26 protein-coding genes and 1 tRNA gene are annotated in these 25,319 nt (G+C 63.6%); 13 read left to right on the top strand and 14 right to left on the bottom strand.

The window, feature by feature from the left end:
- Window positions 1–81: 81 nt before the first annotated feature.
- Window positions 82–615 carry a GNAT family N-acetyltransferase gene (locus FJ978_RS06345; protein WP_140571043.1) on the top strand — a complete coding sequence of 178 codons (534 nt, stop codon included), beginning with the start codon at window positions 82–84 and terminating at the stop codon, window positions 613–615.
- Between the two features lie 241 nt (window positions 616–856).
- Here FJ978_RS06345 and FJ978_RS06335 read toward each other — a convergent pair whose 3' ends face one another.
- Both FJ978_RS06335 and FJ978_RS06330 read right to left on the bottom strand, forming a co-directional pair.
- Window positions 857–1,333: an NUDIX hydrolase gene (locus FJ978_RS06335; RefSeq protein ID WP_013893030.1), complete on the bottom strand. Its 477-nt coding sequence runs from the start codon at window positions 1,331–1,333 to the stop codon at window positions 857–859.
- Between the two features lie 128 nt (window positions 1,334–1,461).
- Window positions 1,462–1,770, bottom strand: a complete 309-nt coding sequence (locus FJ978_RS06330; RefSeq protein WP_140571041.1) for a hypothetical protein — start codon at window positions 1,768–1,770, stop codon at window positions 1,462–1,464.
- 318 nt (window positions 1,771–2,088) lie between these two features.
- On the opposite strand from FJ978_RS06330, the gene FJ978_RS06325 reads away from it, so the two are divergent.
- Complete coding sequence (locus FJ978_RS06325; RefSeq protein WP_041164583.1) at window positions 2,089–2,664, top strand: invasion associated locus B family protein; 576 nt, start codon at window positions 2,089–2,091, stop codon at window positions 2,662–2,664.
- A 101-nt stretch (window positions 2,665–2,765) separates the two neighbouring features.
- Here the strand turns inward: FJ978_RS06325 and coaBC are convergent, their stop codons facing one another.
- From coaBC to ubiE, 3 genes are all read right to left on the bottom strand, one after another.
- Window positions 2,766–4,280 carry a bifunctional phosphopantothenoylcysteine decarboxylase/phosphopantothenate--cysteine ligase CoaBC gene (gene coaBC / locus FJ978_RS06320; protein WP_210241436.1) on the bottom strand — a complete coding sequence of 505 codons (1,515 nt, stop codon included), beginning with the start codon at window positions 4,278–4,280 and terminating at the stop codon, window positions 2,766–2,768.
- A gap of 89 nt (window positions 4,281–4,369) precedes the next feature.
- On the bottom strand, window positions 4,370–5,944 hold the full coding sequence (ubiB, locus tag FJ978_RS06315) for a 2-polyprenylphenol 6-hydroxylase (protein ID WP_140571039.1): 1,575 nt from the start codon (window positions 5,942–5,944) through the stop codon (window positions 4,370–4,372).
- Between the two features lie 70 nt (window positions 5,945–6,014).
- Window positions 6,015–6,791, bottom strand: coding sequence for a bifunctional demethylmenaquinone methyltransferase/2-methoxy-6-polyprenyl-1,4-benzoquinol methylase UbiE (gene ubiE / locus FJ978_RS06310; RefSeq protein WP_140571037.1), 777 nt, complete (start codon window positions 6,789–6,791; stop codon window positions 6,015–6,017).
- Between the two features lie 134 nt (window positions 6,792–6,925).
- Here ubiE and FJ978_RS06305 point away from each other — a divergent pair, with 134 nt between their 5' ends.
- The 3 genes from FJ978_RS06305 (at window position 6,926) to FJ978_RS06295 (ending at window position 9,318) form a co-directional block, all read left to right on the top strand.
- Window positions 6,926–7,900, top strand: coding sequence for an adenosine deaminase (locus tag FJ978_RS06305; protein WP_140571035.1), 975 nt, complete (start codon window positions 6,926–6,928; stop codon window positions 7,898–7,900).
- Window positions 7,901–8,022: 122 nt separating this feature from the next.
- A complete protein-coding gene (gene upp / locus FJ978_RS06300; RefSeq protein ID WP_013893037.1) occupies window positions 8,023–8,652 on the top strand; it encodes a uracil phosphoribosyltransferase in 630 nt (209 codons plus the stop codon).
- Between the two features lie 96 nt (window positions 8,653–8,748).
- Complete coding sequence (locus FJ978_RS06295; protein ID WP_013893038.1) at window positions 8,749–9,318, top strand: TIGR02281 family clan AA aspartic protease; 570 nt, start codon at window positions 8,749–8,751, stop codon at window positions 9,316–9,318.
- A 16-nt stretch (window positions 9,319–9,334) separates the two neighbouring features.
- On the opposite strand, the gene deoA is transcribed toward FJ978_RS06295, so the two are convergent.
- The 6 genes from deoA to FJ978_RS06265 form a co-directional block, all read right to left on the bottom strand.
- The gene (deoA, locus tag FJ978_RS06290; RefSeq protein WP_140571033.1) at window positions 9,335–10,654 is read right to left on the bottom strand and encodes a thymidine phosphorylase; all 1,320 of its coding nucleotides are present in this window, start codon (window positions 10,652–10,654) and stop codon (window positions 9,335–9,337) included.
- Window positions 10,654–11,463, bottom strand: coding sequence for a purine-nucleoside phosphorylase (locus FJ978_RS06285; RefSeq protein ID WP_140571031.1), 810 nt, complete (start codon window positions 11,461–11,463; stop codon window positions 10,654–10,656). Before FJ978_RS06285 ends, deoA begins: the two co-directional genes overlap by 1 nt.
- Before the next feature lie 30 nt (window positions 11,464–11,493).
- A complete protein-coding gene (gene cdd / locus FJ978_RS06280; protein ID WP_023779295.1) occupies window positions 11,494–11,886 on the bottom strand; it encodes a cytidine deaminase in 393 nt (130 codons plus the stop codon).
- Between the two features lie 78 nt (window positions 11,887–11,964).
- A complete protein-coding gene (locus FJ978_RS06275; RefSeq protein ID WP_140571029.1) occupies window positions 11,965–12,936 on the bottom strand; it encodes an ABC transporter permease in 972 nt (323 codons plus the stop codon).
- 1 nt (window position 12,937) lies between these two features.
- Window positions 12,938–14,077 (bottom strand): ABC transporter permease, encoded by a 1,140-nt coding sequence (locus tag FJ978_RS06270; protein WP_140571027.1) that lies wholly within the window; start codon window positions 14,075–14,077, stop codon window positions 12,938–12,940.
- Window positions 14,074–15,606 carry an ABC transporter ATP-binding protein gene (locus tag FJ978_RS06265; protein ID WP_013893044.1) on the bottom strand — a complete coding sequence of 511 codons (1,533 nt, stop codon included), beginning with the start codon at window positions 15,604–15,606 and terminating at the stop codon, window positions 14,074–14,076. Before FJ978_RS06265 ends, FJ978_RS06270 begins: the two co-directional genes overlap by 4 nt.
- Window positions 15,607–15,804: 198 nt before the next feature.
- On the opposite strand from FJ978_RS06265, the gene FJ978_RS06260 reads away from it, so the two are divergent.
- Window positions 15,805–16,014, top strand: coding sequence for a SlyX family protein (locus tag FJ978_RS06260; RefSeq protein WP_013893045.1), 210 nt, complete (start codon window positions 15,805–15,807; stop codon window positions 16,012–16,014).
- 22 nt (window positions 16,015–16,036) lie between these two features.
- Window positions 16,037–16,444 carry a hypothetical protein gene (locus FJ978_RS06255; RefSeq protein WP_140571025.1) on the top strand — a complete coding sequence of 136 codons (408 nt, stop codon included), beginning with the start codon at window positions 16,037–16,039 and terminating at the stop codon, window positions 16,442–16,444.
- 322 nt (window positions 16,445–16,766) lie between these two features.
- Here the strand turns inward: FJ978_RS06255 and FJ978_RS06245 are convergent, their stop codons facing one another.
- The 3 genes from FJ978_RS06245 to FJ978_RS06235 form a co-directional block, all read right to left on the bottom strand.
- Window positions 16,767–17,756 (bottom strand): BMP family ABC transporter substrate-binding protein, encoded by a 990-nt coding sequence (locus FJ978_RS06245; RefSeq protein ID WP_013893047.1) that lies wholly within the window; start codon window positions 17,754–17,756, stop codon window positions 16,767–16,769.
- A gap of 253 nt (window positions 17,757–18,009) precedes the next feature.
- Window positions 18,010–18,333 carry a hypothetical protein gene (locus tag FJ978_RS06240; protein ID WP_013893048.1) on the bottom strand — a complete coding sequence of 108 codons (324 nt, stop codon included), beginning with the start codon at window positions 18,331–18,333 and terminating at the stop codon, window positions 18,010–18,012.
- A 150-nt stretch (window positions 18,334–18,483) separates the two neighbouring features.
- On the bottom strand, window positions 18,484–19,320 hold the full coding sequence (locus FJ978_RS06235) for a DUF2569 domain-containing protein (RefSeq protein WP_140571023.1): 837 nt from the start codon (window positions 19,318–19,320) through the stop codon (window positions 18,484–18,486).
- Between the two features lie 303 nt (window positions 19,321–19,623).
- On the opposite strand from FJ978_RS06235, the gene FJ978_RS06230 reads away from it, so the two are divergent.
- The 6 genes from FJ978_RS06230 to kdpB all read left to right on the top strand — a co-directional run bounded on the left by FJ978_RS06230 (window position 19,624) and on the right by kdpB (window position 25,249).
- A tRNA-Ser gene (locus FJ978_RS06230) sits at window positions 19,624–19,713 on the top strand.
- Window positions 19,714–20,336: 623 nt separating this feature from the next.
- Window positions 20,337–20,642 carry a hypothetical protein gene (locus FJ978_RS06225; RefSeq protein WP_246678074.1) on the top strand — a complete coding sequence of 102 codons (306 nt, stop codon included), beginning with the start codon at window positions 20,337–20,339 and terminating at the stop codon, window positions 20,640–20,642.
- Window positions 20,643–21,118: 476 nt separating this feature from the next.
- Window positions 21,119–21,208 (top strand): K(+)-transporting ATPase subunit F, encoded by a 90-nt coding sequence (kdpF, locus tag FJ978_RS06220; RefSeq protein WP_140571021.1) that lies wholly within the window; start codon window positions 21,119–21,121, stop codon window positions 21,206–21,208.
- 12 nt (window positions 21,209–21,220) lie between these two features.
- On the top strand, window positions 21,221–22,924 hold the full coding sequence (gene kdpA, locus FJ978_RS06215; RefSeq protein ID WP_140571019.1) for a potassium-transporting ATPase subunit KdpA: 1,704 nt from the start codon (window positions 21,221–21,223) through the stop codon (window positions 22,922–22,924).
- Window positions 22,925–22,949: 25 nt separating this feature from the next.
- Window positions 22,950–23,159, top strand: a complete 210-nt coding sequence (locus FJ978_RS06210; RefSeq protein WP_013893052.1) for a hypothetical protein — start codon at window positions 22,950–22,952, stop codon at window positions 23,157–23,159.
- Window positions 23,156–25,249: a potassium-transporting ATPase subunit KdpB gene (kdpB, locus tag FJ978_RS06205; RefSeq protein ID WP_140571017.1), complete on the top strand. Its 2,094-nt coding sequence runs from the start codon at window positions 23,156–23,158 to the stop codon at window positions 25,247–25,249. Before FJ978_RS06210 ends, kdpB begins: the two co-directional genes overlap by 4 nt.
- Window positions 25,250–25,319: the final 70 nt, after the last annotated feature.

Genomic DNA, 25,319 nt, shown 5'->3' with positions numbered 1-25,319 from the left:
TGGACGATGGCGCGTGTCGCCCTGGCCCTTGCGCCGCAGCGGCGATTTGATAAGCGCTGACGACCAGCGAGGCAGATCATCATGAACAATCCGCACGGCGTTCCGGTCATCGAGACGCAGCGAACCATCCTGCGGGCGCATCGGCTCGGCGATTTCGATGCCTATGTCGCCATGTGGGCCGATCCGATCGTCACCCGCTTCATCGGCGGCAAGCCACGCACGCGCGAGGAAAGCTGGATCCGCTTCCTGCGCCACGCCGGCCTATGGTCGCTGCTCGGCTACGGCTTCTGGGCCATCGAGGAGAAGGCGACGGGCCGCTTCGTCGGCGAGGCCGGTTTTCATGACCTGAAGCGCGATATCCAGCCATCGATAGAGGGTATCCCGGAGGCTGGCTGGGCGCTGGCGCCGACGGTGCATGGCGCCGGCCTTGCCACCGAGGTCGTCGGCCGCGTGCTTTCATGGGGTGAAGAGACATTCGGGCGCACGAAAACCGTCTGCATCATCGATCCGGAGAATACCGCCTCATTGAACGTCGCGACGAAGTGCGGCTACCGGGAAGTGGTTCGGACAAGCTATCACGACGCCCCGATCGTCCTGCTGGAGCGGCAGCCTTAAAACCTGGATTGGAGACCTTGGCCCGCCTTGCGGCGCAGCTTGCGCGCCTGATCGGCTCAAGGATCGGCGGTGTCGGCTGTGGCTGGAGTGCTTCTCGGGCCGAGCGCACCGCCGAGGCATCGAAGGGCTGCGGCATGGCGATCCCATAGCCCTGGGCATTGACGCCGATCGCCGGCAGAGCGGCTGCAATGCCGTCGCTTTCGACGACCTCGGCGATGGTGCGCTTGCCCATGGCCTTGCCTCAGGCAGCGTCGACCGGCAGGGGCTCGGGAAGCTTCAAGGTCTTCACCAGCGTCGAGAGATCGGGCTCATCGATGAGCATCGCCGCGTCGGCCGGCGCCAGCCAGGCCCGCTGCCGCCGCTTGGCTTCCTGCCAGTCGGCAAGCTCTTCCGTCACTTCAAGCAGATAGACGATGACGTCGACGCGGACAAAACGGTTGGCCAGCCGCTTCCAGTAGGAATAGAGGCCCGCCGGCTGCTTCAGCGTCCTGCCGAGCACGCCGGCTTCCTCTTGCGCCTCGATGGTGGCCGCCTTGCGCCCGCTCTTGCCTTTCATTGGCCAGCCCTTGGGCACGATGAAGCGTCTCGTCGTTCTCGATGTGACCAGCATCACCTCGATGCCGCCGTGCGCGTTCAGCCGAAAGGGGATAGCCGCCACCTGGCGGATCCTCTCGCCTTTCTTGGCTTTGCGCACGGCCTTTTTCTTGGTGGCTGCCATTCGTAAAAATCCAGTCGGTGCAGTGCCCCATAGCGTGATGCGGCATCTTTGCAAAACCCAAACTGCCGCAGGGGCACTTGAAGGCCCCTACCATGTAAGTCGGCTAAATAAAAGAAGGTAGCCGCCTGTCAGCGGCAGGTGCTCACGGCGGTGTTGCCAATTATCTGCGTCTGACAGCTCGGCTTGACCCGCGGCACGACCGGCTGCGGCGGCTGGACGATCACGCGGTCCTGGGCACGATACTGTTGCTGCTGCTGCTGGAATTGCTGGCGCTGAACCCGGTTCTGCAAGGCCTGCAGGTCGTTCTGCTGGATCTGGGCATTGCCGTTGGCCGAGGGTATGACGATCTGCGCGGAAGCAGATTGACCAAAGCCCGCCAGGACCACAGCGGCCAGTAGCGCCGCGGCAATGGCCGCCGGTGTTCGACGCGCTGACATTCGCTCGTTCCTGCAAAAAATCCTGTTCATCCCTTGCATATAGGGCGTTTGTCCGGCGATGCCATGGCCGGCACATGGATCGCCTTCGCGGCGGCGGAGAATCTGCCCGGCAACCCAGCATTGCACTTGACGGAAGCGATCGATTCGCCGCTCTATCGGGTTGGCGCCGGTCTCGAAACGAATGGCGTCAATGGTGTCGGCGTGTCCGTCAGGTACAACGGCGCTTTCGGGGAAACGGTCAAACAGAATGCAGTCAGCGCGTCTCTCAAGGTCGGTTTCCAGGCTGGCTCGAGGCGGAGCTGGGCGGGAGAGATCTTGATGCGGAAGTCCGTGTATTTCGTGGCGATGCTGGGTGCCGCCTGCATCGCCGGCCTGCCGGCAGCGGCGGCGCAAACCAAGGGCGACAAGGTGGCGGCGCCGCCGGCAGCCGATGCGCCACAACTGCCCGGCGGGGCATCGGCACTGTCCGAAACCCATGGCGACTGGACCGTCAACTGCCAGATATCGGGCACGAACAAGATCTGCAGCCTGTCGCATCAACAGTTCAACAAGCAAAACAACCAGCGCCTGCTGGCGATAGAACTGTCGAGCAAGACCGGCGATGACGCGACGGGTACGCTCGCCTTGCCGTTCGGACTGGCGCTCGCCAAGGGCGTCAGCCTGACCATCGACGACCAGAAACTCGACGGCAGCCTGTCATTCAACACGTGTCAGGCGGTCGGCTGCCTGGTGCCGGTGGCGTTCGATGCCAACACCACGCCGCTGCTCAAGACGGGCACGACGCTCAAGATCGACGCCTTCGCCGCCGATACCGGCCAGGCGGTGAGTTTCTCCATTCCACTCAACGGTTTCGGTGGGGCGCTGGCTCGAACCGCGGAACTCCTGTCCAATTGACGGAGCAGTTCACTGTCAACGGAACCGGTGAACTGCTCTAACTCTTTGTTTTGACGCAATTCCCAAGGGAAAGCGCTACGCGCTTTTCCCGGGAAAACCGTTCACACTTTTCCTGGAATTGCTCTGACGGCGATCGTTTTCAGCCGCTCGGCGATGAGGGCGGCGAGCCGTGCCGCCACCTCGTCCTTGGTCATCTCGGGCCATTCCTCGACACCGGCCTCGGACACGATCCGCACCCGGTTGCGATCACCGCCCATCACGCCCGAAGCGCCGATGCCGCTTTCCTGCGACACGTCGTTGGCGACGATGAAATCGGCGCCCTTCTTCCTGAGCTTGGCCTCGGCGTTGCGCAGGAGATCCTGGGTCTCGGCCGCGAAGCCGACGACAAGGCGGGGCCGCTGCTTGTGATGGCCGACCCCTGCAAGGATGTCGGGGTTCTCGACCATGCGCAGTACCGGTGGCCCTTCGCCAGCCACCTTCTTGATCTTTTCATCGGCTGAATTTTCGGTGCGCCAGTCGGCGACGGCGGCGACGAACACCGCCGCGTCGGCGGGCAGGAGCTGTTCCACCGCGTCACGCATTTCCTGTGCACGCTCGACATGGATGGTCTTCACGCCGGCGGGATCGGCGATGCCGACAGGACCGGAGACGAGGCGCACGTCGGCGCCAAGCCTTGCCAATGCGGCGGCGATCGCATGGCCCTGCTTGCCGGACGAACGGTTGGCGATATAGCGCACCGGGTCGATCGGCTCGTGCGTCGGGCCGGAGGTGACGATAATCTTGCGCCCCGCCAGCGGCTTGGGGCCGACATCGAGCAGCGCCTCGACGGCGGCCACGATCTCCAGCGGTTCGGCCATGCGGCCTTCGCCGGCCTCGTTGCTCTCGGCCATCTCGCCTTTGGCCGGGCCGACGAAGCCGACGCCATCCTTGCCCAGGGTCGCGCGATTGCGGCGGGTGGCGGGGTGTGACCACATCCTGGGGTTCATGGCCGGCGCCATCAGCACCGGCTTGTCGGTGGCGATGAGCACTGTCGAGGCAAGATCGTTGGCATGGCCGTTGGCGAGCTTGGCCATCAGGTCGGCGGTGGCGGGAGCGACCACCAAAAGGTCGGCTTCGCGCGACAGCCTGATGTGGCCGACATCGTGCTCGTCGTTGCGGTCGAACAGTTCGGTGAAGACATGATCGGCCGAGAGCGCGCCGACCGACAATGTGGTGACGAATTCCTGCGCCGCCAGTGTCATGACCACGCGCACCTTGGCACCGCGCTCGCGCAGCCGGCGGATGAGATCGAGCGATTTGTAGGCGGCGATGCCACCGCCGATGATGAGCAGGATGCGTTTGCCGGAAAGGGCACCGCGCGGCGACATCTTGCCTGCCGGGGCGGCAGCCGGGATCGCCGTACCGTGCACGCTGGTCAGCTCGCGCAGGGTCTTTTCTATCTGGTCGATACGGGCTGGCCCGATCTGGTCGATACGGGCCGGCCCGATCTGCCCGTCGACAGCGGCCCGGATCATCACCCGCGCCTGTTCTTCCATGGAACGGTTATTGTCCGCCGCCAGTCGGCGCAGCAGTTCCTTGACCTCATCGTCGAGATTGCGGATCGTGATGCTAGCCATATGATTGCACTTTGCCGAGATTGATCGATTGCAATGGTATCAATGCAATCAAATGCTCGCAAGCTATGGCGCTATGGCGATAGCCGAGCCTAAAAGATCTTCCAGGCGATATAGACCAGCGTCAGCGCGATCACCCATAACGCGACGCGGCCGGAGCGGCTGTAGCGCGCTTCGGCCTTGCCGATGGCGCGAGCGGTGGCCTCGTCGAAGCGCAGTCCGTGCTCGGCCATCAAGTCGATCTCGCGCGACAGCCGCTCGGTGCGGACCGCAAGCTCAGGCACCTGGCGAAGCAGCGCCAGCATCGCCTTGCCGCCGTCGCGCGCATCGGCCATCAGGCCACGCGGGCCGAGATTGCCTGATATCCAGCCGCCGACGACCGGTTCGGCCGTCTTCCACATGTTGAAGCCCGGATCGAGCGTACGCGCCACGCCCTCGACCACCACCATGGTCTTCTGCAGCAGGATCAGTTCGGGCCGTGTCGCCATGTCGAAGAGCTCGGTCACCTCGAACAGCAGCGTCAGAAGCTTGGCCATCGAAATCGTTTCGGCCGGCTGGCCATGGATCGGCTCTCCGATGGCGCGGATCGCCTGCGCGAAGGCCGAGACATTGTGCTGGCGCGGAACGTAGCCAGCCTCGAAATGGACTTCGGCAACGCGCAAATAGTCGCGCGTGATGAAGCCGTAGAGGATTTCCGCGAGAAAGCGGCGCTCCTTCTTGCCGAGCCGGCCGGCGATGCCGAGATCGACGGCGACGATGGTGCCGTTTGCTTCGACGAACAAATTGCCCGGATGCATATCGGCATGGAAGAAGCCGTCGCGCAGCGTATGGCGCAGGAAGGACTGGATGAGGTTAGCGGCGATCGCCTTCAGATCGTGGCCGGCGGCTTCGAGGCCGACAATGTCGTTCATCTTGACGCCGTCGACCCACTCCATGGTCAGCACGTCACGGCCGGTGCGCTCCCAGTCGACGGATGGCACGCGAAAACCAGGATCATTCCTGGTGCTTTCGCCGAGTTCCGAGAGTGCCGCCGCCTCGAGGCGCAGATCCATCTCGATCCTGGTGGTCTGCGCCAGCGTCTCGGTCACCTCCACCGGCCGCAGCCGGCGTGACGACGGGATGTATTTCTCCTGCAGGCGCGCGGCCAGAAAATAGCTTTCGAGGTCCTGGAAGAAGCGGCGGCGCACGCCCGGCCGGATCACCTTGACCGCCACCTTGGTCACGGCGCCAGCCTGGACGGTTTCAGCGGCATGAACTTGGGCGATCGAGGCAGCGGCGACCGGATCGCCGAATTGCGTGTAGAGATCGCCTATCTTGCGCCCGAGCGAAGCCTCGATGGCCGCGACCGCCTCGGCCTTCGGGAAGGTGTGCATCTTGTCTTGCAGCATGGCGAGATCGAGCGCCATGTCGTTGCCGACGACGTCGGGCCGTGTCGCCAGGAATTGGCCGAGCTTGACATAGGATGGTCCGAGCCGGACCACTGCCTTGGCCAGCCGGTCGCTGCGCTCATAGGCCAGCGCGCGGCGGCGGGTGAACAGGCGCGCCAGCCGCCAGCCGAGTTTCGGCAGGCCTGAGAGTTCCTCGCCCGGCAAGGCGGCGACGACGCCCTCGCGCACCAGCACCCAGCCGGCCCGCACGAGCCTGAAACCGGCGCCGACGCTGCTCATGGCTGCATCCATCCGGTCGGTTCAAGGAACCGACTGGAGCCATATCGAGGATGGGAAATGCGGTCGAACCTCAAAGCTTCCAGCCCGAATGCAGTGCCGCGATGCCGCCGGAATAATTGCGGAAGGAAACGCGGTCGAAGCCCGCGTGCGTGATCATGGAGGCAAAGTTTGCCTGGTTGGGGAATTTCGCGATCGATTCGACCAGATAGGAATAGGGCTCGCCGTCGCCGGTGACCATCTTGCCGATCTTGGGAATGGCGTTGAAGGACCAGGCTTCGTAGACCTTGTCGAGCAGCGGCATCTCGACCTCGGAAAATTCCAGGCACAGGAAACGGCCGCCCGGCTTCAGCACGCGGAACGCTTCACCCAGAGCGACGTCGATATGCGGCACGTTGCGAATGCCGAAAGCGATGGTGTACGCGTCGAAAGTGGCGTCGGCGAAAGGCAGTTCCTCGGCATTTGCCTCGACGAAGTCGGTGTTGCCGGACAAGCCTTTCTTCTGCGCCCTGTCGCGGCCGACAGCGAGCATCGAGCCATTGATGTCGAGCACGGTGGCATGTGCGTTGCCATGGCTTGCGTCGACGATGCGAAACGCGATGTCGCCGGTGCCGCCGGCCACGTCGAGCACCTTCCAGCCCACTCTTTTCGGAGGGTTCAGCCACGTCACCATGGCATCCTTCCACAGCCGGTGCAGGCCGCCCGACATCAGATCGTTCATCAGGTCGTAGCGGTTGGCGACCTTGTGGAAAACATCGTTGACCAGGGACTGCTTTTCGCCTTCCCCTACACGCTTGAAACCATAGGAGGTTTCCATGCCGCCCGAGGCCGTGGTTCTCTCAACTGACATTTTTTTGATCCGTCATAAAACCGGCGGGACCATAGCCGATCGATGGTGCGGGCGCTATTGTTTAAGGCGCGGTGTTCAGCCGCGCTTCCAGGTGCTGGTTTTCAAGGACCTGGACTGACCGACGGGATGTTTGAATGCCTTTGAAAGCGGAACTGCACTGCCACATCGAAGGGGCAGCGGCGCCCGAACTCGTCATCCGCCAGGCGCAGAAATACGGCAAGGATACCTCGCCCTATATCCAGAACGGTTCCTTCGTCTGGCATGATTTCACGTCCTTTCTCGCGGCCTATGACTTCTCATCCGATCTGTTTCGGACCGAGGAGGATTATGCGCGGCTGGCCGACCATTATCTGACCAGCCTGGCCCGCGACGGCGCCATCTATTCCGAGGTCTTCACCTCGCCGGACCACGCGGCGAAAGCCGGGCTGTCACCCAAGGCCTATACCGACGCGCTTGGCGAAGGCATGCTCCGCGCCAAGGCCAAGACGGGCATAGAGGGCCGCATGATCGTCACCGGCGTGCGTCATGTCGGCGTGGAATCGATCGAGCGGGCGGCGCGCTTCGCGGCGCGCTGCGGGCATCCGCTGGTCACCGGCTTCGGTGTCGCCGGCGATGAGCGCATGGGCGACATGGAGGACTATGTCAGGGCTTTCGAGATCGCCCGCGAGGCCGGGCTCGGCATCACCGTCCATGCCGGCGAACTGACCGGCTGGGAGACTGTCCAGGCAGCGCTCGACCATATCCGTCCCTCGCGCATCGGCCATGGCGTGCGCGCCATCGAAAACCCGGACCTTGTCCGGCGCATCGCGGACGAAGGCGTCGTTCTGGAGTGCTGCCCGGGTTCCAACATCGCGCTCAAAGTGTTCGACAGCTTTGCCGATCATCCGTTTCCAGCGCTCAAGGCCGCCGGCTGCAAGGTGACGCTCAACTCCGACGACCCGCCCTATTTCTGGACCTCGCTGAAGCGCGAATACGACATCGCCGCCGAACATTTCGCGATGAGCGAGAAGGCGCTGGCCGCCGTCACCCGAACGGCGATCGAGGCCGCTTTCGTCGATCGCAAGACCAAGTCCGCGCTTCTTGCCCGGCTGAACGCGGCGGCGCGCTGATTTCTGCGAAATCTGTGGTCCACCGAGCCCAGGCGGTTCCTTGGCCGGCGCATAGCCGCTAGGGTCGTCCGAGCTGCCTGCCGCGCCTGCGCGCATAGGGCGACACGCATGAGGAGAACATCATGAAGGGCGTCACCGTCGTCGACCATCCGCTTGTCCAGCACAAGCTGACCATCATGCGCAAGAAGGAGACCTCCACGGCCGGCTTCCGGCGGTTGCTGCGCGAAATATCGCTGCTGCTCGGCTACGAGGTCACCCGCAATCTCGAACTGACGACGACGACGATCGAAACGCCGATGGAGACCATGGAAGCGCCGACGCTCGAGGGCAAGAAGCTGGTCTTCGCCTCGGTGCTGCGCGCCGGCAACGGCTTGCTGGAAGGCCTGCTCGACCTGGTGCCGGCGGCTCGCGTCGCCCATGTCGGCCTCTACCGCGATCACGAAACGCTGGAAGCAGTCGAGTATTTCTTCAAGGCGCCGAGCGATCTGGCCGACCGGCTGGTGATCGTCGTCGATCCGATGCTGGCGACAGCCAATTCGGCGATCGCGGCGATCGACAAATTGAAAGAGCGCGGCGCCACCAACATCCGCTTCCTGTGCCTGCTGGCGGCACCCGAAGGCATCGAGCGCTTCACCACCGCGCATCCCGACGTTCCGGTCTTCACCGCGTCCATCGACCGCCAGCTCAACGAGAAGGGCTATATCATGCCCGGCCTCGGCGACGCCGGCGACCGCATGTACGGGACCAAATAATTTACCAAATGTTTACGCAACGGCGCGGTTTTAGCGCCCGTTAAAGCGGCAAACACCATCCGGCGCTAAAGGATCGGTACTCACAAAGGCCGATCCATGCTGCGCAAACTTCTCATCTTCAGTGTCTTTGCCGGCACATCGGCGTCGATCCCGGTTGTCTACCAGTCAAATCCGCAGGTCTTCGAAAACCTTCTGAGATCGGCGGTTACGGCCAAGCCCGACGCCGAGGCTCAGGCCCAGCCGGACATCAACCTGGCATCGGTGCCCGACAAGCCGGTGGCGCCGCAGCCGGCCGGCCGCAAGGTCGTCGTCGCGGCGGACGAGCGCGGACACTTTTCATCGACCTTCAAGCTCAACGGCCGTCAGGTCGATGGCATGATCGACACCGGCGCGACACTGGTCGCGGTCAATACCTCGACGGCGCGCAGGATCGGGCTGTCGCTCAATCCGTCCGATTTCAGCCGTGAGGTCAGCACCGCCAACGGCACCATCAAGGCGGCCGTGGTGATGATCGATCGGCTGCAGATAGGCAGCATCACCGTCAATGACGTGCAGGCCATCGTGCTCGACGACAAGGCGCTGCACACCAACCTGATCGGCATGAGCTTCCTCAACAGGCTTGGCAAATACCAGGCCGAGAACGGCACCTTGCTGCTCGCCCAATAGGAAGGGTTTGGCCCGGTCAACCGCGCGCCAGAATCCGCCGCATGACAGTTTTATCCGCCGGTGGTTTCGAAGCCCCAATGGTGTAGGCGGAAAGCACGGTTGCGGCCGCGGCCTCGGCATCGGATGGCGAGCGGGCATGCACCAGCGCCAGCGGCTCGCCAGCCCCCACCTCGGCGCCGATGGGCAGCAGCCTGGTGATGCCGACCGCCGGATCGATCTTGTCGTCCGGCCGCGTGCGCCCGCCGCCCAGGCCAACCACCGCCAGGCCGATGTCGCGGGTGGCGATGCCGGTGACGAAGCCGTCGGTCGTTGCCTTGACCGCTAATTCGGTTGCCGCCTCGGCCAGGTATTTTTCCGGTCTCTCGATGAAATCGGCGGGGCCACCGAGCACCGACACCATGCGCGCGAAGGTGGCGGCAGCGCGGCCGCTGACAAGCGTCTCCGCGGCGCGCCGCATGCCGTCCTGGTTGGATGATACCAGTCCCGCCGACTGCAGCATTTCGGCCGCCAGCGCCAGCGTCACATCCTCCAGCCGCCGGTCGCGAAAACGGCCGGTCAGGAAATCGACGGCGTTGCGCACCTCGACGGCGTTGCCGGCGGCGGACGCCAGCGGCTCGTTCATGCCGGTGATCAGCGCCGAGACCTTCAACCCTGCGCCGCTGGCGACCTCGACCAGGCTGTTGGCGAGTGCGGTCGCGTCGCGCGACTTCTCCATGAAGGCGCCATTGCCGACCTTGACGTCGAGCACCAGCGAGCCGAGGCCGGCGGCCAGCTTCTTCGACAGGATCGAGGCGGTGATCAGCGGCACCGATTCCACGGTTCCGGTGACGTCGCGAATGGCGTAAAGCCGGCGGTCCGCCGGCGCGAGATCGGCGGTCTGGCCGATAATGGCGCAACCCGTTTCCAGCACCGCCTTGCGAAACAGCGCGATGTCGGGCTGGCTGGCATAGCCGGGGATGGCATCCATCTTGTCCAGCGTGCCGCCAGTATGGCCGAGGCCACGACCCGATATCATCGGTACATAGGCGCCGCAGGCGGCAACGATCGGCGCCAGCATCAGCGAGACATTGTCGCCGACGCCGCCCGTTGAATGCTTGTCGGTGACGGGACCCGGCAGATCCGACCAGTCGAGCACGTCGCCGGAATCGCGCATGGCCAGCGTCAACGCCACGGCCTCGTCGCGGCTCATGCCGTTGAAGAACACCGCCATGGCGAAAGCCGCGACCTGGCCATCGGTGACGGTGCCCAACGTGACGCCGTCGATGAAGGCAGCGATCTCACGAGCCGGCAGCCTCTGGCCGTCACGCTTGTGCCGGATGATTTCCTGCGGAAGCATCAGGTCTCCAGCAGTCCGTCGCGAAACACACGCTGCAGGACCGTCGCCAGCCGCGACCCGCCGACCGGCGCCATGTCCTTGGTCTCCTGGTGCGAAAGCTCGGCTCCGGTCATGCCGGCTGCCAGGTTGGTGATGACCGAGCAGGCGGCGACGCGCAGGCCAAGGAAGCGGGCGAGGATGACCTCCGGCACGGTCGACATGCCGACGGCGTTGGCGCCCATGATGCGCGCCATGCGGATCTCGGCCGGCGTTTCGAAGCACGGGCCGGAAAACCACATATAGACGCCCTTGTGCAGCGCCGTGCCGGTTGCCTTCGCGGCCTGTTCAATCGCTTTGCGGATGCCGGCATCATAGGCTTCGGTGAGACCGACGAAGCGGCGATCGCTCGGTTCGCCGATCAGCGGATTCGTGCCGGAGAAGTTGATATGGTCCGATATCAGCATGATCGAGCCCGGCAGCATCTCGGGATCGACCGAGCCGGCGGCGTTGGTGAGGATCAGTTTGGTGATGCCGATGCCGGCAAGCACTTCCAGCACCGGTCGCATCGCCGCGGCATTGCCATGCTCGTAATAGTGAGCACGGCCGGACAGCATCAGCACCGGCGTGCCGGCAAACAGCCCGGCCACCACTTCGCCGGCATGGCCGCTGACGCCGCTTCTGGGGAAGCCGGGCAGGTCGGCATAGGAGACACGGATCGGGTTCTCGATCCGGTCGACCAAGCCGCCGAGGCCCGAACCCAGCACCAGCGCCGTGGTCGGTGCCAAGCCGTCCAGCTTTTCGATAAGACGATCCACGGCCTTTTCGATCATTCCAACCTGCCCTTCATTGGAGCCGATCTTTCACTTGAGAATATCGCCGCGAAAACCGTAGGGCAGCATGTCGCCCATGGTCACGGTCTCGGCGACGCCGGTGTTGTCGCAGAGGTAGAGCTTGGTTTCCGGCCGGCAAAATTCGGCCAGCCGCTGGCGGCAGCCGCCGCAAGGCGAGCATTTGGCCATGCGCTCGGCAAGGACGGCGATTTCGACGATCTTGCCGCCGCCGCCCATGATGTAGTGGCCAAGCGCGGTGGTCTCGGCGCACCAGCCTTCGGGATAGGAGGCGACCTCGATGTTGGCGCCGGTGAAGACGCGCCCGTCCTCGGTGCGCAAGGCAGCACCCACCGGAAACTTCGAGTAGGGCGCATAGGCTTTGGCCATGGCGGCCCTGGCCGCCTCGAACAGATCATGCGACATTTTAGTACTTCTCTCCCATGATCTTGTTCAAAAAGCTGGTGCCGATTTCGACCGCTGCGATTTCCCGCTGGTGCGGTCTCAGCGTTCCTTGACATAGGGCACGCCGCCGGCGCGCGGCGGGATCGCCTTGCCGATGAAGCCGGCAAGCAGGATGACGGTGAGGATATAGGGCAGGGCCTGCATGAACTGCACCGGCACCTTGCCGATCAAGGGCAGCGGTGATCCCTGCAGGCGGATTGCCGCCGCATCGAGGAAGCCAAACAGAAGGCAAGCGAACATGGCGTTGACCGGCTTCCATTTGGCGAAGATCAGCGCGGCCAGCGCGATGTAGCCCTTGCCGGCGGTCATGTCCTTCACGAAGCCGCCATTCTGCACCATCGACAGATAAGCGCCGGCGACGCCGGTGAGGATGCCGGTGCAGATCAGCGCGCGGTAGCGCAGCCAGGCGACCGAGATGCCGGCGGTGTCGACGGCAGCCGGGTTTTCGCCGACGGCGCGCAGCCTGAGGCCGAAGCGGGTGCGAAACAGCACCCACCAGGTGAACGGCACCATCAGGAAGGCGAGATAGACCAGAATCGAATGGCCGGAGATCAGTTCCGCGTAGATTGGGCCCATGATCGGCACGCTGCGAACCGCCTCGGCGCCGGGCCAGATGATCGCGTCGAACCGCTCGCCAGGTCCGAGTGCCGGCGTGCGCCCGCCTTGCTGGAACCAGGCCTGGCCGAGGATGATGGTCGATCCGGCGGCGATGAAATTGATAGCCACGCCGGAGACGATCTGGTTGCCGCGGTGTGTAATCGAGGCGAAGCCGTGCACCAGCGCGAAGGCGACCGAGATCAGGATGGCCATGCCGAGGCCGAGAAGGGCCGAATGGAACACGGAAGCGGCGGCGGCACCGGCGAAAGCGCCGACCAGCATCTTGCCCTCGAGCCCGATGTCGAAGATGCCGGCACGCTCGGAATAAAGGCCGGCGAGGCAGGCCAGCAGCAGCGGCACCGACAGGCGGATGGTCGAGTCGAGTATCTGCACGATGGCGATAAAGACATCCATCTCAGGCACCCTTTCCCTTGACCGCTTCCATCCCGACCGATCCCGGACTGAACGAGGCGAACAGCGCCTGGATGTATGGTCTGAACATGTGCTCCAGCGCGCCGGCGAACAGGATCACCAACCCCTGGATGATGACGATCATGTCGCGGCTGATCGCGGGCATCTCGAACGCGAGTTCGGCGCCGCCCTGGTAGAGCATGCCGAACAGGATCGCCGCCAGCACGATGCCGACCGGATGCAGGCGCCCCATCAGCGCCACGGCGATGCCGACGAAGCCGGCGCCGGAAACGAAGTCGATCGCGACATTGTGCTGGTCGCCCATCACCGGATTGAGCGCCATCATGCCGGCGAGCGCGCCCGAGATCATCATGGCGGTGATGATGATGCGGGTCTCCGAAATGCCGGCATAGCGCGCCGCCTTCGGGCTGTGGCCATAGGTGCGCATTTCGTAGCCGAGCTTGGTACGCCAGATCAGCAGCCAGACCAGGAAGGCCATGACCAGCGCCAGCAGGAAGGTGACGTTGAGCGGCGCCGAGCGGATCTTGGCGCCGAACAGTTCGATGATCCAGTTGAGCTTCGGCAATTCGGCGCCGGCGAGGAAGTTGCGCGTCTGCGGTGCTTGCGAGGCCGCCGGCTTCAAGGGGCCGACCAGCAGGTAGACCATGATGGAGGCGGCGATGAAGTTGAACATGATGGTGGTGATGACGATGTGGGACCCGCGCCTGGCCTGCAGATAGGCGGGAATCAGCGCCCACAACGCGCCCACAAGCGCCGAAGCGACGATCGCCAGCGGAAATGTCAGCCACCACGGGAACACGCTGTCCAAGGGCAGGCAGACGATGGCGATGCCGAGGCCGGCGATATAGGCCTGCCCCTCGGTGCCGATGTTGAACAGGCCACAATGCGCCGCCACCGCAACCGAAAGCCCGGTGAAGATGAACGTGGTGGCATAGAAGAGGGTGAAGGCGATGCCCGTTCCCCTGCCGAAGGCGCCCTCGACCAGGATGATTGCGGCGCGGAACGGATTTTCGCCGACCAGAAGCACGACGAAGCCGGCGACGATGAAAGCCACCGCCAGGTTGATCAGCGGGATCAGCCCGTAGTCGGCCCAGGCCGGCAGTTTGGCATAAGGCGTGCTCATTCCGCAGCCTCCTGGCGCTCGACGCCCGCCATCAGCAGGCCAAGCTCGCCTTCGGTCGCCTCGGGGCCGCGCTCGCCGACGATGCGGCCGGCAAACATCACCAGGATACGGTCGGAGAGCGAACGGATCTCGTCGAGCTCGACCGACACCACCAGCACTGCCTTGCCCTGGTCGCGCATGGCAATCAGGCGCTTGTGGATGAATTCGATGGCGCCGACGTCGACGCCGCGCGTCGGCTGGCCCACGATCAGCACACCGGGGTCCTGTTCCATCTCCCGCGCGAGCACGATCTTCTGCTGGTTGCCGCCGGAGAAATTGGCGGTCTTCAGGCGCGGATTGCCGGGGCGGATGTCGTATTTCTCGATCTTGTCCTTGGCATCGGCGATGATGGCCTCGATGTTGAGCAGCGGCCCTTTGAGATAGCGCGGGTCGTCGTGATAGCCGAGGATCGAATTCTCGTTCTCCTCGAAGGCCAGCACCAGCCCGACATGGTGGCGATCCTCCGGCACATGGGCCAAGCCCCGGTCGCGCAGTTCGCCCGGATCGGCGGCACCCGTCAGGTCGATCGGCGTGCCGTCGAGCATGACAGAGCCTGAAACGGCGCGCCTGATGCCGGAAATCGCCTCGAGCAGTTCGGATTGTCCGTTGCCGGCGACGCCGGCGATGCCGACGATCTCGCCGGCGCGCACGTCGAAGGAGATGTCGTCGACCATGGTGACGCCGCGGGAATCCTTGACCGTCAGGTTCTTGACCGCGAGCTTGACGCCGCCGGCTTCCGCCTCGCCCTTTTCCACCCGAAGCAGCACGCGCCGCCCCACCATCAGTTCGGCCAGTTCCCCGACGGTGGTTTTCTTGGTCTCGCGGGTCGCCACCATCGTGCCCTGGCGCATCACCGACACTGTGTCGGTGATGGCCATGATCTCGCGCAGCTTGTGCGTGATCAGCACCACCGTCTTGCCCTGTTCCTTCAACTGCTTGAGGATACGGAAGAGATGGTCGGCCTCGGCCGGCGTGAGCACGCCCGTCGGTTCGTCGAGGATCAGGATATCGGCGCCGCGATAAAGCGCCTTGAGGATTTCGACACGCTGCTGCAGGCCGACCGGCAGTTCCTCGATGATGGCGTCGGGATCGACTTCGAGCCCGTATTCGCGCTCGAGCCGCTCCAGCTCGGAACGCGCCTTGGCGATGCTGCTCTTCAGCAAGGCGTTGGTTTCGGCGCCGAGGATGATGTTTTCCAGTACCGAGAAATTGTCGACCAGCATGAAATGCTGGTGCACCATGCCGATGCCGAGCGCGATCGCATCGTTGGGCGTCTTGATCGATGCCAGCTTGCCGCCAACGTGGATCTCGCCGCTGTCGGCCTGGTAGAAGCCATAGAGGATCGACATCAGCGTCGATTTGCCGGCGCCGTTTTCGCCGACGATGCCGTGGATGGTGCCGCGCGCGATCTCCAGGTTGATGTCGCGGTTGGCGCGTACGGCGCCAAAGCTCTTGTTGATGCCAATCAGTTCGATCGCGGCTTGCGCCATGCAGCCAGTCCCACTCTTATTTTTTTATCGCTTGGTCAAAATGCCTAGCATGACGCTCGGCCCATGCCAATCGGCCGGAGCGGCGTCCACTCTCGGCAAATCCCGCTGCGCTTGTCAATTTCCAACGTGTCGGTGGCCTTCATATTCGCTAATATGACGAGCCGAAATCAGCATCTTGATGAAAGCCAGGGATTGCCAATGACCATGCCCGCCGACCGGCTGACGACGCTGGAAATTCGCGCCGCCGAGCAGGAGAAGACCATCGAGGAACTGTCAGGCCAGATTGCCGAGCAGTGGAAGGTGATCGAGCGCATGCAGCGCAAGCTCGACGCGCTGACCGACCGTTTCCTGGCGCTGGAGGAGCAGTCCGCTCCCGACGTGCCGGTGACCAAGCCGCCACATTGGTGAGGAAAAAGGGGAGGGCGCAATCATGAGCGACCGCATCGCAAGGGCCGGTGACTATGTGCTTGGCCTCATGAACGACGCGGAGCGCGAACGGGCCGAGCGCGATCTGGAAATCGACCCCGCCTTCCGCGACGCCGTGGTGCAGCTTGCCGAACGCATGCACATGTTCGACCGCGCCGAAAAGCCAGGTGGCGCCGATCACTGGGCGCTGGTGACGAAACGCATCGCCGAACTGCCGCAGATGCGTGTGGTCGGCCAGGACGGGGCGAAGCCGACGCCGGTGATCAGCAAGCTGGAGCACCGTCCCCATGGCGTCGGCGTGCATTCGCTTGGCGGCCGGCGCGGGGCCATCATCGCCATCGTGCTGATTGCGGTTTTCGCGCTTGGCTATCTCGCTGGGCTTTGGTCGACGGGTAGCGCGCTTCTGCCCTGACCTGCGAGCCAATCAAATAAGATTCTTGCGAACAAGGACCCGTAACGCCGGAACTGCCATCTCCCCCCCTTGCGGGGGAAATGGCCGGCAGGCCAGAGGGGGGGTGTGAAGGATCGCCAACCTGAATGACTTCCGAATAACGGCGAATTGGCTGTTAGGCCGAGGGACAGCACCCCCCTCTGCCTTGCCAGGCATCTCCCCCGCAAGGGGGGAGATCGGATATCGCCGAGACCTTCGCCAATCTTCAGCGTCCTTCGAGATTCCTCCAAAAAACAAAACCGCCGGGCTTTCACCCGGCGGTTCGAAACCTGGTGCCTACCGATCAGTACGGGCAGGCGTTGTCGGCGGTGTAGTCGTGCACTTCGAGCTTGCCGGCGATGATGTCGGCCTTGGCCTTTTCGACCGCCGCCTTCATCTCGTCGGTCACCAGCGCCTTGTTGTTGTCGTCCAGGGCGTAGTCGACGCCGCCTTCCTTGAGGCCGAGATTTTGCAAGCCGCCCTTGAAGGTGCCGTTCTTGCCGTCCATGAAGGCAGTGTAGACGGCAACGTCGACGCGTTTCATCATCGAGGTCAGCACCTTGCCTGGCTGCAGGCCGTTCTGGTTGGAATCGACGCCGATGCCAAGTTTGCCGGCATCCGCCGCCGCCTGCAGCACGCCGACGCCGGTACCGCCGGCCGCCGCGTAGACCACGTCGGAGCCCTGGTCGATCTGCGTCTTGGCGATCTCGCCACCTTTGGCCGGGTCGTTCCAGGCCGCCGGCGTGTCGCCGGTCATGTTCTGGATGACGTCGGTCGCTCCGGCCGACTTGGCGCCGCCGACATAGCCGCATTCGAACTTGCGGATCAGCGGAATGTCCATGCCGCCGATAAAGCTAACCTTCTTGGTCTTCGAAGCCATCGCCGCCAGGATGCCGACGAGATAGGAGCCTTCATTCTCCTTGAAGACAAGCGAGCGGACATTGGGCAGATCGACGGCGTCGTCGATGATGGCGAAGTTGAGGTCAGGATATTCCTTGGCGACCACCTTCAGCGCATCCTCCCAGGCAAAGCCGGCCATGACGATCGGGTTGCGGCCGTCCTCGGCGAAGCGGCGCAGCGCCTGCTCGCGCTGCGAAGCGTTGGAGACCTCGAACTCGACATAGGCGGTTCCGGTCTCGGTCTTGAATTTCTCGGCGCCGTGATAGGCAGCCTCGTTGAAGGATTTGTCGAACTTGCCGCCGAGATCATAAAGGATGGCCGGCTGCACATCCGCGGCGAAAGCCGGAAGAACCATTGCGGTTGCGGCCAGGAGGCCGAGAACGATACGTTTCATGTGATCCACACCCTGTCGGTTATTTTTTCCGTTACGCACCGCTTGCCTGCCCGGTTCACCGGCAGGCATGCGACGTCAGCCAGGAGTGTATTCCCCTCCCGCTCCCGGGCAATCTGGCACGGCCTGAAACAAAATTCACGTGGAATTTTGACCTTTTGGAAAAGCGTGCCACGGGCGAGCCGCGCCGCAGTCCGATGCTTGCGCGCAAGCCGTTGGAAGGTGGCCCGTCGCTGGGCAGGGAGCAGGAAATCGATCAGTTGGCGGCGAACTGCCCCGTGCGCCGCTGCCGCCTGTAGCCGATGGCGTAAAGCAGGAAGGCCAGCACCGCGAACACCGCAAATCCCGGCTGGTTGAGCACCCACGCGATGGCGCCGTCCCACAGCAACGGACCCGCCTTGGCGCGGACGAAGGTTTCGAAGGCCGCCCGCGTGTCCGGCGAGACGGCCAGCCAGCTTGCGTTGAGCGGGGTCAGCACAAGCGCCGAGGCCGCCACCGTGCGTGTCGCGTCGAGCACCGCCATGATGACGGAAACCGACAGCGCGACCATGGCCGCTAGCCGAAAGACGAAACGAAACATCAAGCTCTCCCCCGGCCGATCCTGGACGCTTTCCAAGAGATCGCCGGCACGTGTCCCGAAATGACAAATAGAGTGGGTGTGACTGGTCCGCAATCACGATACGCGAATTTGAGGGCTTGCGCGTTCTCTCCCCATGCGATGCGGCTGGCCCTATGCGACCGGCCCCTGTACGGCTGGCTTGCGCCTGCGCCGGTGAACGAGCCAGACAGCGAGAATGCCGCCGACGATGGCGCCGACCACCAGCCCGGCCAGACCGATGAACGCCGCGAAATATCCGCAGCCGCCCTCGAAGCAGCTTACTTCGGCGACATCGGCAATCACCGAGCCGGCGAAAAAACCGCCGAGGGCGCCGATGACGGCGCCGAGGATGATGCCGAGCACGGCCGCGACAATCGAAACGAAGACCGACGGCGCTTCGGTCTCCGGCTTGGCGTAGACGGTTTCGGCGCCGGAGCCGCGGCGCAGCAGGTAGATGCAAAGCAGGCCGATGGCGATCTCGGCGCCGGTGATGGCCAGGTTCTCGGCGGAGAAAACGAAGCTCGGCGAGGCAAGCACATAGGCTTGCCTCGCCAGCGACCAGATGATGAGAACGGCCTGCCAGATGATGAAGTGGCGCGGGAAGCGCGCTGAGCGGCCAAAGGCGAGGCCGAGCAGGTAAAGCCCCCACAGGATCGTGACGACGTCGACGATGAGCCCGCCGATGAGGAAATAGAAGATGTCGTCCGGCAGGCCGGAATTCCCGAACAGCCACCAGGATGACGCCAGACCGTAGACCGACCACGCCATGACGAAGATGAGCCATGCCACCGGGACGAAGGACAATCCGCTATCTGGGCCGTTGTGCGGACTGTTGCCTGGGCGCCCGAACGGCGCCTTGTCATTGTCCGGCGCGTTGCCCGGAATTCCGCTGCTTGACGTCATGTCCGGCTGGTGCCCCCGCAAAGCCTCCCGGTCACTCGACAGTTGGTTCGAGGCGAAGTCAAGCACGGCCGCCTCCGCGGTCCTGGCTGTGCACATCATTCGGGTGGCGGCGCTTCAAAAGCGGATCTGCCGGCGGCCCGCGAAATCCCATGTCGCCGGCAAAGCGAATAGACTGCCGTTATGGCTTGGCATTCGGCGCGGGATCGACTAGATGAGCCCCGCGCCTGTTGCTTCGACGGCTCAGGTGCAGGGGAAGGACGTTCGCTGGTTGGGCGGCGTTCATGGCGCGGACGTTCCGCATCGCAGCCCCAAGGGAGATGCATCTCCCCAACCCGCGCGGCGAAACCGGCCGGCGCGACATGCAAGGACGGAGAGGTGGCCGAGTGGTTGAAGGCGCACGCCTGGAAAGTGTGTTTACGGGAGACCGTAACGCGGGTTCGAATCCCGCTCTCTCCGCCATTATTCCACATTTCTGTCCAGCAAGGGCTAAACTGTCAGGGCGTTGGCAGCCTGTATCCGCTGATCCGCCATGGCGGGTCGCAGATAAACTACAGTGCCGAGCCTCTGTAGCGGGTGGCTTCCTTCCATAAAGCGATCGTCGGCCCCGGGGTGCGTCCCTTCACCTCGAAATTACGACCCCGATAGCTTCCCCTGGCCACCCACACTGTTTTTGAACGTCGATAGATCTTGATGCCCAATGCGCACGCCCTCGCAAGCAGTTCTGCATCATTTCGCATTTGATCGACCCTCGTCACCCGCTCCTTGAAAATTGACGTACCGATCATGCCCAACGCGCGTTGCAGCACTGTGTCGGAGCACGTTCCGTTGGGTAACGTGTCGCCACTTAAGCCTTCCGCGTTCGCGTAATATTGCGATCAATTAGAATCACCTAATTTTGGATTGCGGCGGTACCCAACTCACCGCCAAGGTCGGCGCGGGCTTTCAGGCAATGCCGCGTCGACCACTCCTGGCGCTTTCACTTTCGGGGTTCGTTGGCATGCCATTGCCCGTGCCCGCCGACGCCGTGTGAGCTATGTCATAGTCTGTTTCAGTCCACCCGATATCTTGATTGGCATAGTTGCATGTTTCGCCACATCGGGAGGAAAGCAGTGCCTGGTCCCCAGCGCAACGTTGATGGTTATCTGGCCAGTTATGGAGGCCCTCTGGCAACGCGTGTTGAAGTGATTGAGGCCGACGGTGAGTGGTTAGTGCGAATTGTTGAACATGACGAGGAGCGCACCTACTCTTTCACGTTGAAATCTTTCGCTCTGGCCTTTGCCGAAGGCCAGAGGATTCACGCAAAGCCTCCCACGGTCGTGCGGCTCGAGCGCAACCCATCGCTCCTATTCGCACATGCCCGGTTCACAGCGGTGAACGATCGATTCTAGGATGCCGCGAGACGTGGGTCGGGTCGCGGACCTAGCCGCCCGATATCGGTGTTTGGCGCTGCCTTCCGCCTTTGCCTGCTATCATTCTGTTGCCGGACGGGACAGTGATCGCCACGTCCTGCTTATCCCGCTGATCCGCCATTGATGCCGGCGGTCCCACGGGGCCAGCCACGCTGCCGCCCCGAAAACCTTTATGAAATTCCTATTTCTTTCCGCTTCGCCCCGTCTCGAACCTTTATGGCGATCGGGTCCATATTCCATCTCAAGCAAAACGTCGGACGCCGTCACCAATCGAGGTGCGGCGCGCCGTTTTCACGTAATTGCCAACCTGCTTTCGCAGCAGGCGCAAAATAGAAAAGTGGAAGCAAGGAATAAACGCGATGGATATCGTCGTTCTCGGAATAGGGATTTTGTTTTTCGTTCTTTCCTTCTCCTACATCAAAGCCTGCGACATTCTTTAACGCGAGGACGAAAAGATGCTTGTCGACTACATTCTCGGTGTCGGCGTGACGCTGTTCCTGCTCGTTTACCTGACATACGCCCTCGTTCGTCCAGAACGCTTCTGAAGGCCGGAAACCATGACTCTCAACGGATGGCTACAGATCCTCGTCTACTGCGGGATCGTCGTTTTGCTGGTGAAGCCGCTCGGCGGCTACATGTACCGCGTCTTCAATGGCGACCGGACATTCCTGTCGCCGGTTCTGGGACCGGTCGAACGCGGGCTCTATCGCATTTCGGGAACCAGCGAGCGCGAGGAACAACATTGGACCGCCTATGCGGCGGGCATCCTGTTCTTCAGCGTCGCCAGCTTCCTGGTGCTTTATGTCCTGCAGCGGCTCCAGGGCGTGCTGCCCTACAATCCTGCCGGCATGGCGTCTGTCGACGCCAATCTCGCCTTCAACACCGCCGCCAGCTTCGTCACCAACACCAACTGGCAGAACTATGGCGGCGAGAGCACGATGTCCTACCTCGTGCAGATGGCCGGCCTCACCGTGCAGAACTTCATGTCGGCCGCCGTCGGTGTCGCGATCGCCGTCGCGCTGATCCGCGGCTTTGCCCGTGCCTCGGCAAAGTCGATCGGCAATTTCTGGGTCGATATGACCCGCTGCACGCTCTACATCCTCCTGCCGCTCTGCATCGTGCTGACGTTGGTCTATGTCTGGCTCGGCATACCGCAGACGCTCGGTCCCTATGTCGACGCCACCACGCTGGAGGGCGCCAAGCAGACCCTCGCGCTCGGCCCGGTCGCTTCGCAGGTGGCCATCAAGATGCTCGGCACCAATGGCGGCGGTTTCTTCAATGCCAATGCCGCGCATCCGTTCGAAAATCCCGACGCCATCTCCAATCTGATCCAGATGGTGACGATCTTCGCGCTGGGTGCGGCGCTGACCAACGTGTTCGGCCGTATGGTCGGCAACCAGCGCCAGGGCTGGGCGATCCTGGCCACCATGGGCGTGCTGTTCATCGCCGGCGTCGCCATCTGCTACTGGGCGGAGGCATCCGGCAATCCGCTGGTCCATGCGCTCGGCATCGACGGCGGCAACATGGAAGGCAAGGAGAGCCGCTTCGGAATTGCCCTCTCGGCACTGTTCGCGGTCATCACTACGGCCGCCTCGTGCGGCGCCGTCAACGCCATGCATGACAGCTTCACCGCGCTCGGCGGGCTGATTCCGATGGTCAACATGCAGCTCGGCGAGGTCATCGTCGGCGGCGTCGGCGCCGGTTTCTACGGCATGATGATGTTCATCGTCCTCGCCGTCTTCGTCGCCGGGCTGATGGTCGGCCGCACGCCGGAATATCTCGGCAAGAAGATCGAGGCCAAGGAAGTCAAGATGGCGATGCTGGCCATACTGTGCCTGCCGCTGGCCATGCTGATCTTCACGGCAATCGCCGTGGTGCTGCCGACGGGTGTCGCGTCCATGGCCAATGGCGGGCCGCACGGCTTCTCCGAGGTGCTCTACGCCTATACTTCGGCGGCGGCGAACAATGGCTCGGCCTTTGGCGGCCTCAGCGGCAACACGCCCTGGTACAATGTCACGCTCGGCATCACCATGCTGATGGGCCGCTTCCTGGTCATCATCCCGGCGCTCGCCATCGCCGGCTCGCTGGTGGCGAAGAAGACGGTCCCGGCCTCGGCCGGCACCTTCCCGACAGACGGCCCGCTGTTCGTCGGCCTGCTGGTCGGCGTCATCCTGATTGTCGCCGGCCTGACCTTCTTCCCGGCACTGGCGATCGGACCGATCGTCGAACACCTGGCCATGATCCATGGGCAGACATTCTGACACGGCCCGGCCTTGGATCAACATCATGTCCTGGTTCAACATCATGCGACGGAAGAGCCGGCCCCGGGCCGGAAACGAGGGAGAGGCAACGCCTCCTCCCTTCCCGACCATCTCCACATTCCTGGGCATTGCGGCGGTCATGATCGTGATCTGGCTGCTGGTCTATGGCCCACCCTTTTCGGCATCCGATCGATCGGTGCCTGCCAACAACATCGATACTGGAGCCAACAAATGAGCCAGTCCAAATCCGCCAGCATCATGGATGCCGGCATCCTGTGGCCCGCCGTCGGTGGAGCCTTCAGGAAGCTGAATCCGCGCACCCTGATCAGGAACCCGGTCATGTTCGTCGTTGCCGTCGTCTCGGCGCTGACGACCGTCCTGTTCGCCAAGGACCTGATCACCGGCGGCGGCGATTCCAAATTCACGCTGCAGATCATCATCTGGCTGTGGTTCACCGTGCTGTTCGCCAATTTCGCCGAGGCCGTCGCCGAAGGCCGCGGCAAGGCGCAGGCCGATTCGCTGCGCAAGGCGCGCACCGAAACCCAGGCCAAGCTTCTGACCGGTGAGGACCGCACGAAATACAAACTGGTGCCCGGCACCAGCCTGAAGGTCGGGGATGCCGTGCTGGTCGAGGCCGGCGACATCATCCCGTCGGACGGCGAGGTGGTCGAAGGCGTCGCCTCGGTGAACGAGGCGGCGATAACAGGCGAATCCGCGCCGGTCATCCGTGAATCCGGCGGCGACCGTTCTGCGGTCACCGGCGGCACGCAGGTGCTGTCCGACTGGATTCGCGTGCGCATCACGGCGGCATCGGGCCATACTTTCCTCGACCGCATGATCTCGCTGGTCGAGGGCGCCGAGCGCCAGAAGACGCCGAACGAGATAGCGCTCAACATCCTGCTGGTCGGCATGACGCTGATCTTCGTGCTAGCCACCGCCACCATCCCGAGCTTTGCCTCCTATTCGGGCGGCTACATCCCGGTGACCGTCCTGGTCGCCCTGTTCGTCACCCTGATCCCGACCACCATCGGCGCGCTGCTGTCGGCCATCGGCATCGCCGGCATGGACCGGCTGGTGCGGTTCAACGTGCTGGCGATGTCCGGCCGCGCCGTCGAGGCGGCGGGTGACGTCGACACGCTGCTGCTCGACAAGACCGGCACGATCACGCTCGGCAATCGCCAGGCGACGCAATTTCGCCCGGTCAAAGGTGTCACCGAGCAGGAGCTGGCCGACGCGGCGCAGCTCGCCTCGCTCGCCGACGAAACGCCGGAAGGCCGCTCGATCGTGGTGCTGGCCAAGGAGAAATACGCAATCCGCGCCCGCGACATGGCAACGCTGCACGCCACCTTCGTGCCCTTCACCGCGCAGACCCGTATGAGCGGCGTCGACATCGACGGTTCGTCGGTGCGCAAGGGTGCCGTCGATTCGGTGCTCGCCCATGTCAACCAGTCGGCATCGGCCGCCCATGGCGTGCGCCCGAGCAGTGACTCCATCCGCGACCTCCAGGCCATCGCAGACGAGGTCGCCAAGTCCGGCGGCACACCGCTGGCGGTGGAACGCGATGGGCGCCTGCTCGGCGTCGTCCACCTCAAGGACATCGTCAAAGGCGGCATCAGCGAGCGCTTCACAGAACTGCGCCGCATGGGCATCCGAACTGTGATGATCACCGGCGACAATCCGATGACGGCCGCTGCGATCGCCGCGGAGGCCGGCGTCGACGACTTCCTGGCCCAGGCGACGCCCGAGGACAAGCTGAAGCTGATCCGCGACGAACAGGCCAAGGGCAAGCTGGTCGCCATGTGCGGCGACGGCACCAACGATGCGCCCGCTCTTGCCCAGGCCGATGTCGGCGTGGCCATGAACACCGGCACCGTCGCGGCTCGCGAGGCCGGCAACATGATCGATCTCGACAGCGATCCGACCAAGCTGATCGAGATCGTCGAGATCGGCAAGGCGCTGTTGATGACGCGCGGCTCGCTGACGACGTTCTCGATCGCCAACGACGTCGCCAAGTACTTCGCCATCATCCCGGCGATGTTTGCCGTCTTCTACGTCGCGCCGGGACAGACGACCGGCCCGCTGCAGGCGCTCAACATCATGCATCTGGGGACGCCGCAGAGCGCCATCCTGTCGGCGATCATCTTCAACGCGCTGATCATCATCGCACTGATCCCGCTGTCGCTGAAAGGCGTCAAGTATCGTGCCATTGGCGCCGGTGCGCTGCTCAGCCGCAACCTTTTGGTCTACGGCCTCGGCGGCATCATCGTCCCCTTCGTCGGCATCAAGGCGATCGACGTGATCGTCACCGCCCTAGGCCTCGCTTAACTCTTCGTTTTAACGCAATTCCTGTGGGAAACCGGTTCACACTTTTCCTGGAATTGCTTTGAGGAAAATT

This window comes from Mesorhizobium sp. B1-1-7, from assembly GCF_006442705.1.
Taxonomy (GTDB): domain Bacteria; phylum Pseudomonadota; class Alphaproteobacteria; order Rhizobiales; family Rhizobiaceae; genus Mesorhizobium; species Mesorhizobium opportunistum.
This window is presented reverse-complemented; position numbering and strand designations above follow the sequence as displayed.